The organism is Actinomycetospora sp. C-140 (assembly GCF_054796175.1).
Genome location: NZ_JBTWNF010000003.1, coordinates 434,528 through 448,515, shown reverse-complemented (window position 1 = coordinate 448,515; position 13,988 = coordinate 434,528). Strand labels below are relative to the sequence as shown.

The 13,988-nt window shown below is 73.9% G+C and carries 16 protein-coding genes; 8 read left to right on the top strand and 8 right to left on the bottom strand.

Features of this window, described 5'->3' with window-relative positions; translation table 11 throughout:
- The first annotated feature begins 66 nt into the window (after window positions 1–66).
- Window positions 67–1,599 (top strand): Hsp70 family protein, encoded by a 1,533-nt coding sequence (locus ACR9E3_RS07785; RefSeq protein WP_460379638.1) that lies wholly within the window; start codon window positions 67–69, stop codon window positions 1,597–1,599.
- Window positions 1,600–1,627: 28 nt separating this feature from the next.
- On the opposite strand, the gene ACR9E3_RS07780 is transcribed toward ACR9E3_RS07785, so the two are convergent.
- Together ACR9E3_RS07780 and ACR9E3_RS07775 are read right to left on the bottom strand one after the other, a co-directional pair.
- Complete coding sequence (locus ACR9E3_RS07780) at window positions 1,628–2,317, bottom strand: HAD-IA family hydrolase (RefSeq protein ID WP_460379637.1); 690 nt, start codon at window positions 2,315–2,317, stop codon at window positions 1,628–1,630.
- Window positions 2,314–3,255, bottom strand: coding sequence for a phosphoribulokinase (locus ACR9E3_RS07775; RefSeq protein WP_460379636.1), 942 nt, complete (start codon window positions 3,253–3,255; stop codon window positions 2,314–2,316). Before ACR9E3_RS07775 ends, ACR9E3_RS07780 begins: the two co-directional genes overlap by 4 nt.
- Before the next feature lie 135 nt (window positions 3,256–3,390).
- Here ACR9E3_RS07775 and ACR9E3_RS07770 point away from each other — a divergent pair, with 135 nt between their 5' ends.
- The 6 genes from ACR9E3_RS07770 to ACR9E3_RS07745 are packed head-to-tail and all read left to right on the top strand — an operon-like array spanning window position 3,391 to window position 9,126.
- Complete coding sequence (locus ACR9E3_RS07770) at window positions 3,391–4,053, top strand: response regulator (protein ID WP_460379635.1); 663 nt, start codon at window positions 3,391–3,393, stop codon at window positions 4,051–4,053.
- Window positions 4,050–5,267 carry a GAF domain-containing sensor histidine kinase gene (locus ACR9E3_RS07765; protein WP_460379634.1) on the top strand — a complete coding sequence of 406 codons (1,218 nt, stop codon included), beginning with the start codon at window positions 4,050–4,052 and terminating at the stop codon, window positions 5,265–5,267. Before ACR9E3_RS07770 ends, ACR9E3_RS07765 begins: the two co-directional genes overlap by 4 nt.
- A gap of 36 nt (window positions 5,268–5,303) precedes the next feature.
- A complete protein-coding gene (locus ACR9E3_RS07760; protein ID WP_460379633.1) occupies window positions 5,304–6,728 on the top strand; it encodes a form I ribulose bisphosphate carboxylase large subunit in 1,425 nt (474 codons plus the stop codon).
- A gap of 12 nt (window positions 6,729–6,740) precedes the next feature.
- Window positions 6,741–7,211, top strand: coding sequence for a ribulose bisphosphate carboxylase small subunit (locus ACR9E3_RS07755; protein WP_460379632.1), 471 nt, complete (start codon window positions 6,741–6,743; stop codon window positions 7,209–7,211).
- Complete coding sequence (locus ACR9E3_RS07750; RefSeq protein ID WP_460379631.1) at window positions 7,198–8,190, top strand: AAA family ATPase; 993 nt, start codon at window positions 7,198–7,200, stop codon at window positions 8,188–8,190. The genes ACR9E3_RS07755 and ACR9E3_RS07750 overlap by 14 nt, the downstream gene beginning before the upstream one ends.
- A gap of 60 nt (window positions 8,191–8,250) precedes the next feature.
- Window positions 8,251–9,126 carry a LysR family transcriptional regulator gene (locus ACR9E3_RS07745; protein WP_460379630.1) on the top strand — a complete coding sequence of 292 codons (876 nt, stop codon included), beginning with the start codon at window positions 8,251–8,253 and terminating at the stop codon, window positions 9,124–9,126.
- Here ACR9E3_RS07745 and ACR9E3_RS07740 read toward each other — a convergent pair.
- Window positions 9,123–10,139: a class I fructose-bisphosphate aldolase gene (locus ACR9E3_RS07740; protein ID WP_460379629.1), complete on the bottom strand. Its 1,017-nt coding sequence runs from the start codon at window positions 10,137–10,139 to the stop codon at window positions 9,123–9,125. The genes ACR9E3_RS07745 and ACR9E3_RS07740 overlap by 4 nt on opposite strands.
- Window positions 10,140–10,341: 202 nt before the next feature.
- On the opposite strand from ACR9E3_RS07740, the gene ACR9E3_RS07735 reads away from it, so the two are divergent.
- Window positions 10,342–10,923, top strand: a complete 582-nt coding sequence (locus ACR9E3_RS07735; RefSeq protein ID WP_460379628.1) for a hypothetical protein — start codon at window positions 10,342–10,344, stop codon at window positions 10,921–10,923.
- A 10-nt stretch (window positions 10,924–10,933) separates the two neighbouring features.
- On the opposite strand, the gene ACR9E3_RS07730 is transcribed toward ACR9E3_RS07735, so the two are convergent.
- The 5 genes from ACR9E3_RS07730 to mftA form a co-directional block, all read right to left on the bottom strand.
- A complete protein-coding gene (locus ACR9E3_RS07730; protein ID WP_460379627.1) occupies window positions 10,934–11,260 on the bottom strand; it encodes a hypothetical protein in 327 nt (108 codons plus the stop codon).
- A 98-nt stretch (window positions 11,261–11,358) separates the two neighbouring features.
- Window positions 11,359–12,195: an alpha/beta fold hydrolase gene (locus ACR9E3_RS07725; protein WP_460379626.1), complete on the bottom strand. Its 837-nt coding sequence runs from the start codon at window positions 12,193–12,195 to the stop codon at window positions 11,359–11,361.
- Between the two features lie 153 nt (window positions 12,196–12,348).
- Entirely contained in the window at window positions 12,349–13,560 is a 1,212-nt protein-coding gene (gene mftC, locus ACR9E3_RS07720; protein ID WP_460379625.1) for a mycofactocin radical SAM maturase, read from the bottom strand.
- Complete coding sequence (gene mftB, locus ACR9E3_RS07715; RefSeq protein WP_460379624.1) at window positions 13,557–13,883, bottom strand: mycofactocin biosynthesis chaperone MftB; 327 nt, start codon at window positions 13,881–13,883, stop codon at window positions 13,557–13,559. The genes mftC and mftB overlap by 4 nt, the downstream gene beginning before the upstream one ends.
- Window positions 13,883–13,957: a mycofactocin precursor MftA gene (mftA, locus tag ACR9E3_RS07710; RefSeq protein ID WP_133826305.1), complete on the bottom strand. Its 75-nt coding sequence runs from the start codon at window positions 13,955–13,957 to the stop codon at window positions 13,883–13,885. The genes mftB and mftA overlap by 1 nt, the downstream gene beginning before the upstream one ends.
- Between the last annotated feature and the right edge of the window lie 31 nt (window positions 13,958–13,988).

The window sequence follows — 13,988 nt, the reverse complement described above, 5'->3', positions numbered from 1 at the left end:
CCCGGCGCGACGGCGGCGCACGAGGCTTCTGCACACCCCGCCCGACCAGCGTCCACGGAGCCCGCGATGACCTACCACCTCGGTGTCGACCTCGGCACCAGCAGCACGACCGCCGCCGTCCACCGGGCCGGTCGTGTCGGTGTCGTCGGTCTCGGCGAGCACAGCGCCGCCATGCCGTCGGTCCTGGTCTGGAGGCCCGAGGGCCCACCGCTCGTCGGGGACGCGGCGGTCCGGCACGCCGCGGCCGGCGGGGCCGGCGCCGCCAGCGGGATGCGGGCGCGCCTGACCGACCCGATGCCGATGACGGTCGACGGCGCGCCGATGGCCGCGAGCGCGCTGCTCGGCGTCCTGCTCCGCCGCGTGGTGGACCGTGTCGCGGAGCGCGAGGGCGGCGCGCCGGCGGGCATCGTCCTGACGCACCCGGCGACGTGGGGCGCCCAGGAGCGCGACGTCTTCGCGGGCGTCGCCGACGCGCTGGGTCTCGGCAAGGTCGCGCTGGTCAGCGAGCCGGAGGCCGTCGCCCGTCAGTACGCGGCGCAGGACGGCCTGCGCGACGGGGCGGTGCTCGCCGTGGTCGGCGTCGGCGGCGACAGCCTCGACGTCACGGTCCTGGTGCACCGCGAGGGCGGGTTCACCATCCTCGGCCGCCCCGAGTCGCGCCCGCAGCCCGTCGGCGCGCAGCCGGGGGACGACATCGTCGTCGCCGGGCTCGCCCGCACCCTCGCGAGCGCGGGGCTCACGGCGGCCGACCTCGACACCGTCATCCTCGCCGGGTGGTCGACGCGCATGGGCACGGCCGCGGCGGCGCTCGCCGACGCCGTCGGCCGCCCCGTCGCCGTCGACCCCGAGCCCGAGCACGCCGTCGCCCTCGGCGCGGCCCGTCTGGCCGCCCGCTTCCGCGAGGACGGCGCGACCCGGATGGTCAGCCTGTCGTCGAGCACGCCCGCCCGCGCGCCGGCGCCGGGAGGCACCCCCGTCCGGCCGTCGGTCGACCGGGCCCCCAGCGGTCCGATCAGCGCGCCGATCAGCGCGCCCCCGCGTCCCGCCCCGATCTCCACCCCGATCTCCGCCCCCACCCCGACCCGGGTCGCGCCGGTCGCGCACGGCGCGGAGGCCGGGCCCGCCCGCAGGGCGCGGCCCCGCCGCCGCGGGCTGGCGACGGGCCTGGCCGCCGCGGTGCTGGCCCTCGGCGCCCTCGGCGGCGGGGCGATCGCCCTGGCGAGTGCCGCCGCCCCGGCCGTGGCCGCTCCGGGACCCGTCATCAACGTCCCGCCGCCACCGCCCGCGACCGAGACCCCGACCACCACGACGACGACCCACACGCCCACCGTCTACGTCGCCGAGACCGTGCCGACCACGACGACCACCACCACGACGCGACGCACGACGACCTCGACGTCCACGCCGCGTCTCGACCCGCCGCGCTCGCACGACACCGGCAGCACCACCGGCGAGCACGGCACCACCGACGGCCACGGCACGGGCACCACCGACGGCACCAGCTCCGGGACCAGCAGCGGCACGAGCACCGGCACCGGCACGACCGACGGCGGCACCGGCTCCGGCACCGGCACCTCGACGGGCACGTCGGGGTGGTGAGTGCCGCCCCGACGCCGGCGGGCGCCCGCTACGCGCGGGCGCCCGTCAGCGCGTCGGCGAGATCGGCGGCGGTGAGCGGTCCGGGCCGGTCGAAGGCCTCCCGCACGAGCGCCGCACCGCGGACGTCGTGGTGGGCCGTGTCGTCGTTGGTGACGACGACGGTCGCGAGCCCGGCGGCGCGGGCGGCCGCGAGACCGGGCCCGGAGTCCTCGACGGCGACCACCCGCGCGGCGTCGAGGCCCAACCGCGACAGCGCCAGGACGTAGGCCTCGGGGTCGGGCTTGAGGGCGGCGACGTCGTCGCCGCACACGGTCACCTCGACGTCCCCGATGAGATGGCGCACGAGCGGCTCCACCCACGCCCGCCGGCCCGTGGTCGCGATCGCGATCCGCACGCCGTGGGCGCGCAGGTCGTCGACGAGCTCCGGGACGCCGGGCCGCGGGGCGATCGCGCCGCGGCGGACGACGTCGACGAACAGCTCGGTCTTGGTGCGGTGCACCCGCGCGGCGACCTCGTCGGCGTCGTCGATGCCGTGCCGTCGCAGGTCGGCGGCCAGGCGCGGGCGGCCGCCGGTGATCGTGAGCAGCTCGCGGTAGCGCACGACGTCCCAGTGCAGGTCGACGCCGTGCGCCGCCAGGGCCTCGTTGAACGCGACCCGGTGCCCGTCGCGCTCGGTCTCGGCGAGGGTGCCGTCGACGTCGAAGACCACGGCCCTCACCGGGCTGCCTCGGTGAGGTGGTAGAGCAGCAGCAGCTGCGCGATGGCCAGCGGTTCGCTGCGCCCGTCGCCGAGGCGCCCGAGGCACTCCGGGGTCTCGGTGTCGGGCGTCCCGAGCGAGGTCCAGATCGCCTTCTCCACCGCGACGCTCTCCTCCCGGGGCACGTACCCGTGCACGTGCAGCGACTCGACCGGCCGGCCGTCCCGGTCGCGCTCGAGCTTGAGGTGCACGGCGCGGGAGAGCCCCGGCTGGAGGGTCTCGGTCAGGTCGGGGTGGCCGATGGTCGGACGCATCATCATCGTCGCCGACAGCGGGGTGTCCTCGGGGTCGTCGCGGCTCTCGATCGGGGCGAAGCGCACGACGAGGTCGGCGGACGCGCGCTGGGGGCGGATGTACGCCTCGGACTCGGGCTCGCGACGTTCGAGCTCGGCGAGCACCTTCTCCTCGGAGTAGCCGCGCTTGCTCGTGTCCCGGGCGACCTTCCAGCCACGGCGGATCTCCTCGGGCGGGTCGAGGAAGACGGTGACGTCGAAGCACGCCCGCGAGAGCTTGCTCCACAGCGGGAAGAGCCCCTCGACGATGACGAACTCCGCGGGCTCGACCAGCTCGGGGCGCACGAGCTCACCGGTGGAGTGGTCGTACACCGGCTTGAGCACGGGCGCGCCCGTCGCCAGCAGCTGCAGGTGCTGCTCCATGATCTCGAGGTGGTTGCAGTCGGGGTGGAGCGCGGTGAACGGCAGGTCCTTGCGCTCCTCCCGGTCGTAGCGGTGGTAGTCGTCGGTGCACAGCGACACGCACCGCTCGGGACCGAGCGCCTCGACGAGTCCGCGGGTCATCGTCGTCTTGCCGGCGGCGCTGTCCCCGGCGATCGCGAGCATCACCGGGCGGCGGGCCGGCGCGGAACCCGCACGGCGCATGCGCAGGGACTTGTCGGGCACGAGGCCTCCTCTCGACCCGATCGACGCTAGGGACCGCTCGTACGGCCCTCTCCCCCGTGACGGGGGGTTGTTCGGGGGAGACGACGCGCAGCGGAGCTCGACCCGTCGAGCGGGAGAGCGACCTAGGGTGAACGGATGAGCCCCGCCGCACCGCTGCGCGTGGTGCTGGTCGACGACCACGAGATGGTGGTGGCCGGGCTCAAGGCGATGCTCGCCCCGTTCGCCGGTCGGGTGCGGGTCGTGGGTACCGCCAACGACGCCGCGACGGCCCTCGACGTCGCCCTCTCCCTCGCCCCGGACATCGTGCTGTGCGACGTGCGCCTGCGCGGCGACAGCGGGCTCGACCTCTGCCGCAGCCTCGGCGAGCGCGTACCCGGGCAGAAGATCGTGCTGCTCTCCGTCTACGACGACGAGCAGTACCTCTACCAGGCACTCCGCGCGGGGGCCTCCGGCTACCTGCTCAAGCACATCGGCGGCGAGGAGCTGGTGCGCCACCTCGAGCTCGCCGCCGCGGGCACGACGGTGGTCGACGCGACGATGGCGGGGCGCGCGGCGGCGTCGGCGGCGCGGCTGGAGCGCGACGAGTTCTGGCCGGGCGCGCACCTGGGTCTCACGCAGCGCGAGAGCGAGGTGCTCGCGCTGCTCGTCGCCGGGCACAGCAACCGTGCGATCGCCGCCGAGCTGGTGATCGGCGACGAGACGGTGAAGAGCCACGTGCGCTCGCTGCTCCGCAAGCTGCGGGTGCCCGACAGGACCGCGGCCGTCGCCGCCGCGCTGCGCGAGGGGGTGTTCCGGTGAGCACGCCACGAGGTCTCGGGCTCGCCGATCCCGAACGGGAGAACGAGGTCCTGCTGGCGATCATCGAGGCGGCGACGAGCGGGCCGGGCGTCGAACCGCTGGCCGCGGCGGTCGCCCGCGTCATCACCGAGGCGACCGCGACCGACGTCTGCTTCGTGCACGTCCTCGACGACACCGAGCGCGCCCTGACCCTGGCCGGCGCGACACCGCCGTTCGACGCGCAGGTCGGCGAGGTCCACCTGCCGCTCGACACCGGCGTCACCGGGTGGGTCGCGAGCCACCGCGAGCCCGTCGTCATCCCCGACGACAAGCACGCCGACCCGCGCTACGTCGCCATCCCGTCGCTGCAGGGCGAGCAGTACACCTCGATGCTCTCGGTGCCGATGCAGTCGGAGCCGGCCGGGCTCGCCGGGGTGCTCAACGTGCACACGCTCGCGCGCCGGGAGTTCGACGACCGCGACGTGCGCGTGCTGCTGGCCATCGGACGCCTCGTCGCCGGAGCGCTGCACCAGGCGCGGATGCACCGCCGTCTCGCCGCCCGTGAGGAGGCGCACGGGCGGTTCGCCGAGCAGATGGTGGCCGCGCAGGAGGCCGAACGCCAGCGGCTGGCGCGCGACATCCACGACGGCATCTCGCAGCGCCTGGTGACGTTGTCGTTCCACCTCGACGCGGTCCGCACGCTGGTGGGTCGCGACGACGCCGCCGCGGCGGAGGCGGACCTCGGGACGGCCTGCGACCTCGTGCTGACCACCCTCGACGAGGCCCGCGCCGCGATCGGGGCGCTGCGCCCGCCGGTGCTCGACGACCTCGGGCTCGCGGGCGCGCTCGCGGCGCTGGCGCGCGGGCTGCCCGACGTCCGCGCCGTGCTCGACCTCGACGAGCAGCGGCTGCCCGAGCACGTCGAGGTGGCGCTGTACCGGATCGCGCAGGAGGCCCTGCAGAACGTGCTCAAGCACGCCCGCGCCGACGAGGTGACCGTGCGGCTGTCCACCGGGAGCGCCGGGGTGCGCCTCGAGCTCGTCGACGACGGCGTCGGGTTCGAGGTCGCCGAGCGCGACGGCAGCGGGCACGGCCTCGCCTCGGTGCGCGAGCGCGCGGAGCTCGTCGGCGGCACCGTCCGGGTCACGTCGCGGCCGGGCACGGGGACGACCATGACGGTCACGGCGCCGCTCCACGCTTCGCCGGACAGCGAAGAGTCCGCCCACAACACTTGATTGTCCTCCACAGCAACGGGCCGCACGCTCGGTGCCATGGCCGATCGATGGAGCGCGGGCGTCATCCCCTACGCGGAGATGGGGTACTGGCAGCCCGACTACGAACCCAAGGACACCGACCTGCTCTGCGCGTTCCGCGTGACGCCGCAGGACGGCGTGCCGCCCGAAGAGGCGGGCGCCGCGGTCGCCGGCGAGTCCAGCACGGCGACGTGGACCGTCGTGTGGACCGACCGGCTCACGACGTTCGAGCACTACCAGGCGAAGTGCTACCGCGTGGAGCCCGTCCCGGGCGCCGAGGGGCAGTGGATCGCCTACATCGCCTACGACCTCGACCTGTTCGAGGAGGGGTCGATCGCGAACCTGACCAGCTCCATCATCGGCAACGTCTTCGGCTTCAAGCCGCTCAAGGCGCTGCGCCTCGAGGACATGCGGATCCCGCCGCACTACGTCAAGACGTTCCCGGGCCCGCCGCACGGGATCGTCACCGAGCGGGAGTACCTCAACAAGTTCGGCCGCCCGCTGCTCGGCGCGACCACCAAGCCCAAGCTCGGCCTCTCGGCCCGCAACTACGGCCGCGTCGTCTACGAGGCCCTGCGCGGCGGCCTCGACTTCACCAAGGACGACGAGAACATCAACTCCCAGCCCTTCATGCGCTGGCGCGACCGCTACCTCGCCTGCATGGAGGCGGTGAACCGCGCGCAGGCCGAGACCGGCGAGGTCAAGGGCCACTACCTCAACGTGACCGCCGCGGACATGGAGGACATCTACGAGCGCGCCGAGTTCGCCCGCGACCTCGGCAGCGTGATCGTCATGGTCGACCTGACCGTCGGCTACACCGCGATCCAGTCGCTGTCGAAGTGGGCGCGGCGCAACGGCGTGATCCTGCACCTGCACCGCGCCGGGCACGCCACCTACACGCGCCAGAAGAACCACGGCGTGAGCTTCCGCGTCATCTCGAAGTGGATGCGCCTGGCGGGCGTCGACCACATCCACGCCGGCACCGTCGTCGGCAAGCTGGAGGGCGACCCGGCGTCGGTCCACGGCTTCTACGACGTGCTCCGCAAGGGCAGCTACGCCGCGGACCCGTCGAAGGGCCTGTACTTCGACCAGGAGTGGGTCTCGATGCCCGCGACGATGCCGGTCGCCTCGGGCGGCATCCACGCCGGGCAGATGCACCAGCTGCTGCACCACCTCGGTGAGGACACCGTCCTGCAGTTCGGCGGCGGCACCATCGGCCACCCGATGGGCATCGCCTCGGGCGCCGAGGCCAACCGCGTCGCCGTCGAGTCGATGATCAAGGCGCGCAACGAGGGCCGGGACTACCTCGCCGAGGGCCCGGAGATCCTGCGCACCGCCGCGAAGCGCAACAAGCCGCTGGACATGGCCCTGTCGACCTGGGGCGACGTCACCTTCGACTACGCCTCGACCGACACCGTCGACGCCGTCGCGACCCCGTCGTAACCGGAGGACACCGTGCGCATCACCCAGGGGACGTTCTCGTTCCTGCCCGACCTGACCGACGACGAGATCACCGCGCAGATCGCCTACGCGCTCGAGCACGGCTGGCCCTGCTCGGTGGAGTACACCGACGACCCGCACCCCCGGAACACCTACTGGGAGATGTGGGGGCTGCCGCTGTTCGACCTGCAGGACCCCGCGGCCGTGCTGGACGAGGTGCGCGCCTGCCGCGAGGAGCACCCGGAGCACTACGTGCGGGTCAACGCCTACGACGCCTCGCTGGGCCGCCAGACCGTGGCGCTGTCGTTCCTGGTCAACCGGCCGGGCGAGGAGCCCGGGTTCCGCGTCGACCGCCAGGAGGGCGCGGACCGGCAGGTCCACTACTCGATCCACTCCTACGCCACCGAGCGCCCGTCGGGCTCGCGCTACGCCCCGTCGGTGCCGGCGGCCCGCCACGGGAACGGGAACGGACATGGCCGCGGCTGACGGCACGCGGGTCTCGTTCGCGACGGCCGGGCGGTCGTCCCGCCCGGCCGTCGCGGATCCGGAACCCTCCGAGCCCGCTGCTCCCGAGACGCTGGGGCCCGACGACACCGTCGACCTCGACGCGATCCGCCGCGACGCCGGTGTCGACGACGTCCTCGACGCCCTCGACCGCGAGCTGATCGGGCTCGCGCCGGTCAAGGAGCGGCTGCGCGAGCTCGCGGCGCTGCTCGTCGTCGACCGGGTGCGCGAGCGCTTCGGGGTCACGACCGATCGCCCGACCCTGCACATGTGCTTCACCGGCAACCCGGGCACCGGCAAGACCACGGTCGCCCAGCGACTCGGCGGCCTCCTGCACGGCCTGGGCTACCTGCGCCGCGGGCACCTCGTCACCGCGACCCGCGACGACCTCGTCGGCCAGTACGTCGGGCACACCGCGCCGAAGACCAAGGAGATCGTCGGCAAGGCCCGCGGCGGCGTGCTGTTCGTCGACGAGGCCTACTACCTGCACCGGCCGGGCAACGAGCGCGACTACGGCGGCGAGGCCATCGAGATCCTCCTGCAGGCGATGGAGGAGCACCGCGACGACCTCGTCGTCGTGCTCGCGGGCTACAGCGACCGGATGGCGACGTTCTTCGAGGCCAACCCGGGGATGCAGAGCCGGATCGCCCACCACGTCGACTTCCCCGACTTCTCGACCGACGAGCTGGTGACGATCGCCGAGGGGATGGCGTCGGAGCAGGGGCTGGGGTTCTCCCCGGACGCCTCCGTCGCGTTGACGGAGTACCTGGCGCTGCGCCGCGAGCAGGAGTGGTTCGCGGGCGCGCGCAGCGTCCGCAACGCCCTCGACCGCGCCCGGATGCGCCAGGCCCGCCGGCTCGGGGAGGGCGCGTCGAGGTCGGTGGGTCTCGCCGACCTCATCACCCTCACCGACGCCGACCTCCGCGCCTCCCGCGTCTTCGCCGGCGGCCACCGCGGCTGAGTCCCATGTGAGCGAACTTTGGTGCTATAGCCCCAAAGTTCGCTCACATAGGTTCGGGGGGTGACCACCACCGCACGCCTGCGGGCGTTCGTCGCGCTCGCCGACCGGGGGTCGGTGCGCGGCGCGGCGGCGGCGCTCGTGGTCACCGAGTCCACGGTCTCCGCGGCCGTGCGGGCGCTCGGCGAGGAGGTCGGCGTCGCGCTGCTCGAGAAGGAGGGGCGCGGGGTGCGCCTGACCCCGGCGGGCGCGCGGTACGCGGGCTACGCCCGGCGCATCCTCGGCCTGCTCGACGAGGCCACGGCCGCCGCGCGCGGCGAGGCGGACCCGGAGCACGGCCACGTGCGGGTCGGGGCGGTCACCACGGCCGGCGAGCACCTCCTGCCCGCCCTCCTCGCGTCCTTCCGCGCCCACCACCCCGACGTCACCCTCGGCGTCGAGGTCGCCCCGAGCGCCGCGGTGTGGCCGATGCTGCGCCACCACGAGGTCGACGTCGTCGTCGCCGGGAGCCCGCCCGGCGACCTCGACGCGCGCGTGCGGGCCCGGCGCGCCAACACCCTCACCGTCGTCGGCGCACCCTCCGCGGCCGTCGCGTTCGACCCCGCGACCGCGACGTGGCTGCTGCGCGAGGCGGGCTCGGGCATCCGCGCCACGCTCACCGCGCTGCTCGAGGACCTGCCGGGCGACCCGCCGCAGCTGGTGCTCGGCTCGCACGGGGCGACGATCGCCGCGGCCCGCTCCGGGCTCGGGGTGACGCTCGTGGCGCGCGAGGGCGCCGAGCACCTGCTGGCCGACGGGGCGCTCGTGGAGCTGCCGGTGGCCGGGGTCCCGCTGTCGCGGCCCTGGCACGTCGTGACCCACCCCGACGCCACCGCGAGCACCGAGCTCCTCGTCCGCCACCTGCTGGACGACGGGGAGCTCGGGTGGCGAGGGGCCTAGGACGTCACCCGCGCGACCTCGCGCAGCAGCGCTGACTGGCCTTCCGCGACCCGCGTGCGGTCGCCGCGCCAGGCGTGCAGGGCGGGCGAGACGAGCGCGCGGCCGAAGGAGAACGTCAGGGGCCACGGCCCGCCGCGACGACGGATCGCGGCGAGGTTGGCCGCCGCGGTCTCCGACGACTGGCCGCCGGAGAGGAACGCGACGCCCGCCAGGTCGGTCGGCATCGTCGCGCGCAGCACGTCGACGGTCGCGCGCGCCACTTCGGCCGGCCCCGCGGGCGCCCGGGACCCCTCCCCCGCGGTGACCATGTTCGGCTTGAGCACCATCGCCGCCGGGTCGACGCCGTGGGCCTCGAGCGCGCGGGCCAGGGTCGCGAGCGTCCGGGCGGTCGCCGCGGCGCAGACCTCGAGGCGGTGCCCGCCCGCGGACAGCAGCTCGGGCTCGACGATCGGCACGAGCCCGCCGTCCTGGCAGGTGCGCGCGTAGCGGGCGAGCGCCTCGGCGTTCGCCTCGAGCGCCCGGCTCGACGGCCGGCCCGCGCCGAGGTGCAGCACCGCGCGCCACTTCGCGAACCGCGCGCCGAGCACGACGTACTCCGCGACGCGCTCGGCCAGCCCGTCGAGGCCCCGGGTGATCGTCTCGCCGTCGTCGGCGTCGTCCAGCGGCTCCGTGCCGGTGTCGACCTTGACCCCGGTGGCCAGACCGGCCGCGGCGATCGCGGCGGGGAACGGCCGCCCGTCGGCGAGGTGCTGGCGCACGGTCTCGTCGCAGAGGATGACGCCGCTGACGTCGGTCGCCAGGTCATCGGCCGTGACGAGCAGCTCGCGGTAGGCGCGGCGGTGCTCCTCGGTCGGCGGGACGCCGACGGCCTTCAGGCGCTGCGACATCGTCGACGGGCTCTCGTCGGCGGCGAGGACGCCCCGCCCGTCCGCGACCAGCCCTGCGGCGGTGGCGCGGAGCCCCTCGGGAGCGGCGGTCGTCGGTGCGGCGGTCGTCGTGGCTGTCGTCGTCACGGCGGTCTCCTCGGCGTCGGTTGCCCCCGACGCTAGGAACCCGGCCGCGCCACGGCCTCCCCATCACGGTGGAGCGGGCGGGGGATGTGTCAGCGAAGCGCCGTCACGGACGCTGAGTGTCCGTAGCGGCACTTCGCTGACACCGGGGTCGACTACTCAGCGTCTTGTCGAAGAGGTCCGAACAGGGCAATACTCGCCGACCATGACCTTCCCGTTCGACGCTGCGTCACAGGACAGCGGTCCCGGGCGTACGCGACTCCTGGTCGGCGTGGCGGTGGCCGTCGAAGTGGTCGCGGTCGTGGCGTTCGTGACGGCGGTGGTCACGGTGACGTCGATCCCGACCGGCTGGTTCCTCGCCGCCGTCCTGGCGTTCGTCCTCAGCACGATGCTCACCGTGCTCGCCGTGATCACCTACGCGCGCTCGCGGTTCCGTGCCGCGATGGCCGGCGTCGCCGGGGCCGCCGTGGCGGGCGCCGGACCGGGCGGGTTCCGCGTCGCCGGCGGCGGTCGCGGTCTCGCGGGAGGGTTCGGCGGCGTGCGTGGCGGTGGCAGCCCCTGGCCCGACCCGACAGGGGAGTACTGGCCCGGCCACCACCAGCACCACCATCCGTCGGCCGATCCCGGGCCGTACGACCACGGGCACCACCACCACGGGCACCACGACCACGGCGGCTGGTCGGACTCCGGCTCGTGGAGCGACTCGGGCTCCTCGGGCGGCGACTCCTGGTCGTCGAGCGACTCGAGCAGCGACTCCGGATCGTCGTCGAGCAGCTCGTCGGACTGATCCGGCGTCCTCAGCCCTCGCGGAGCAGTCGCAGCGACGGCGTGGACTCCGAGGCGTCCTCGACGGGCTCGCCGTCGTGGACCAGGCGCAGCCCGGGGCGGTCGGGCTCCGACGGCGCGACCCCCTGGTCGATCACCGTCAGCGCCTCGACGAGGCAGTGCAGCAGCCCCTCGCGCGGGACGGTGCGGGAGATCCACACTTGCCGGGTGTCCGCGTCGGCGACCCAGGCCGTCCGCCCGTCGAGCGGGACCCAGTAGACGCTGACGCCGGCTTCCGCGAGCAGCGGCAGGGCGGCGAGGGGCTCGGGCTCGGCTGCGGACGGTGATGACCCGGTCATGCAGGGTCAAACGAGTTGATCAAGAAACCGGATCGGAAGTGGGTACAGACGGCCCGTTCTGTCTCAGCAGCGGACGGAAGAGGCTCGGCGGATCGGAGTCATGCCGTGACCGGAGAGGACGCCGCGAGACGGGCGAGGATCGGGCGCAGGAGCGTGACGAGCTCCTGGGGGTGGGTGGCCTGCGGGACGTGACGCCCCGGGGTGTCGATCAAGGAGACCCCGAGACCGTCGGCGACCCACTGCGACGCCTCGACGAACCAGAGCCCCCGCGCAGAGCCGTCGCGCTGGTCGACGCCGACAGCGACGACGCTCGGCGTCGCCACCGCGGCCAGCTGCTCCGGCGCCGGTAGGTAGGCCAGCATCGGTTCCATCTCGACCCCGAGCATGACGTCCCCGTTCCCCAGCAGACGGCCGCGCAGGGCGGGATCGAACGACTCGTAGACGTCGTCGCCGCACACCCACCGCAGGAACAGCTCGACGGCCTTCTCGGGCCCGCCTTGCGCCATCCCGTCGCCGATCAGCTGCTCGAGGATGCCGCCCACCTCCCCCACCACCGACGTCACCGCGAGGTAGGCCGGTTCATGGAAGATCGCGCCACGCAGGACATCGGGCCGGCGGAGCGCCAGGTTCGTCAGGAAGATCCCGCCCGCGCTGCTCCCGTAGACGACGGCCGGAGCCAGATCGAGCGCCTCGAGGAGTGCGACGGCGTCGTCGGCCTGCTCCTCGACCGAGGTACCGGTCCAGTTCTCCGGCCTCGGGCTGCGTGAGTTCGCCCGACGGTCGTAGGTGACCACCGTGTACTCGTCGGCGAGGGCGTCGGCGACGTCCGTCCAGTACCCGGCGTCGCCCAGCGCGCCGGAGACGAACAGCAGCGGTGGGCCGTCGCCACGTTGCTCGTAGTAGAGCGTGGTCCCGTTGACGTCGATGGTCGCCATCGCGCGAGACTGGCGCGCCCTCGGACGCCGAGGAACGACCGTGCGGGAACTGCGTACGTCCCCACGTCATGGGGACTCACCCCGGTGCCGCGAGGATCGCCCGCGGCACCGGGGGAGATTCAGCCGACCCACCTCCGGCCTGGCTCCGGAGGATCAGCCCACCCGGATCCCGGCGGGCAGGCGCGTGCCCTCGCCGGCGAGGGGGTCGGAGTCGCAGGCCCGATCCGGACGCCGTACCGACAGCGTCAGCGGCACCGGCTCCCGATCGCGCGGCGTCGTGCGGTGCGAGTGGTCCAGCGATGGCTTCGGGACGATCGTGTCCATCTCCAGCTTGGCCAGCTCGCGCTCGCCGTTGCCGAGCACGCACTCCGGGTCGGGACCGTCGAGCGGCAGGCCGGTGAAGAACTTCGCCGCCATGCAGCCGCCCTGGCAGGCGTCGTAGTGCGAGCACTTGGTGCACGCCCCGCCCGACTGCGGCCCGCGCAGCTCCGCGAACAGCTCCGAGTCCTGCCACACCGTCTGGAACCCGCCCTCGGACCGGACGTTGCCGGCGAGGAACTGCTCGTGGATCGCGAACGGGCAGGCGTAGACGTCGCCGACCGGGTCGATCAGGCACACCACGCGGCCCGCACCGCAGAGGTTGAGCCCCGGCAGCTCCTGGCCGAACGCGGACAGGTGGAAGAACGAGTCACCGGTGAGGACGTCCTCGCCGCGGGCGACCAGCCAGTCGTAGAGCTGGCGCTGCTGCTGGTGGGTCGGGTGCAGCTCGTCCCACGAGTCGGCGCCTCGGCCCGACGGGCGGAAGCGGGTGATCCGCAGCTGGGCGCCGTACTTGTCGGCGATCGCCTTGAATTCGTCGAGCTGGTCGACGTTGTGGCGCGTCACGACCACGCTGATCTTGAACTGGCCGAAGCCCGCCTCGTGCAGGTTCTCCATCGCGCGGATCGCGGTGTCGTACGACCCGGGGCCGCGGACGTGGTCGTTGACCTCGGCCGTCGCGCCGTCGAGGGAGATCTGGACGTCGACGTAGTCGGTCGCCGCCAGCTGCGCAGCCCGGGCCTTGTCGAGCTTGACGCCGTTGGTCGAGAACTTGACCCCGACGTCGTGGGCGATCGCGTAGTCCAGCAGCTCCCAGAAGTCGCTGCGCACCGTCGGCTCGCCGCCGCCGATGTTGACGTAGAAGACCTGCATCCGCTGCAGCTCGTCGATGACCGCCTTGGCCTCCTCGGTGGAGAGCTCGTTCGGGTCGCGGCGGCCGGAGCTGGACAGGCAGTGGACGCAGGAGAGGTTGCAGGCGTAGGTGAGCTCCCAGGTCAGGCAGATCGGGGAGTTCAGGCCTTCGACGAAGTGGTCGACGAGCTTCATGCCACGGCCTCCCGGCGCTTGATCGTCCCCGCCTGCGCGAGCCCGGCGAGGGCCTTGAGGTACTGCTCCCGCTGGTGTGCAGGAACCTCGGCGGCCTCGAGGGCGCCGTGGACGTCGGGGTGGTCGGCGAGCGACTCGACGACCCGGACGAGCGGCCGGGTCTTGAGGAACGACAGTCGCCGCGTGTGGAAGTCGTAGACGAGGGCGCCGAAGGACTCCGGGCGCACCGACACCGAACCGGAGATCCGGTACGGGAGGTCGGCGTCGAAGTCACCGACGCCGGCAGGGGCCGTCGGACCGGCCCCCGCCGCCGTCGTCGACATCAGTAGACGCCGCACATGCCGTCGATCGAGACCTCTTCCACGAGGGTCTCCTCGACGAGCTCGTTCTCTTCCATCGCGTCCTCCTCACCACCGGTGCCTCGGGCG

Coding starts and splice junctions, on each gene's coding strand:
- ACR9E3_RS07730 (WP_460379627.1), bottom strand. CDS start 11,260: ATGACCGGGTCATCACCGTCCGCAGCCGAGCCCGAGCCCCTCGCCGCC.
- ACR9E3_RS07770 (WP_460379635.1), top strand. CDS start 3,391: ATGAGCCCCGCCGCACCGCTGCGCGTGGTGCTGGTCGACGACCACGAG.
- mftC (WP_460379625.1), bottom strand. CDS start 13,560: ATGAAGCTCGTCGACCACTTCGTCGAAGGCCTGAACTCCCCGATCTGC.
- ACR9E3_RS07725 (WP_460379626.1), bottom strand. CDS start 12,195: ATGGCGACCATCGACGTCAACGGGACCACGCTCTACTACGAGCAACGT.
- mftB (WP_460379624.1), bottom strand. CDS start 13,883: ATGTCGACGACGGCGGCGGGGGCCGGTCCGACGGCCCCTGCCGGCGTC.
- ACR9E3_RS07785 (WP_460379638.1), top strand. CDS start 67: ATGACCTACCACCTCGGTGTCGACCTCGGCACCAGCAGCACGACCGCC.
- ACR9E3_RS07735 (WP_460379628.1), top strand. CDS start 10,342: ATGACCTTCCCGTTCGACGCTGCGTCACAGGACAGCGGTCCCGGGCGT.
- ACR9E3_RS07760 (WP_460379633.1), top strand. CDS start 5,304: ATGGCCGATCGATGGAGCGCGGGCGTCATCCCCTACGCGGAGATGGGG.
- ACR9E3_RS07750 (WP_460379631.1), top strand. CDS start 7,198: ATGGCCGCGGCTGACGGCACGCGGGTCTCGTTCGCGACGGCCGGGCGG.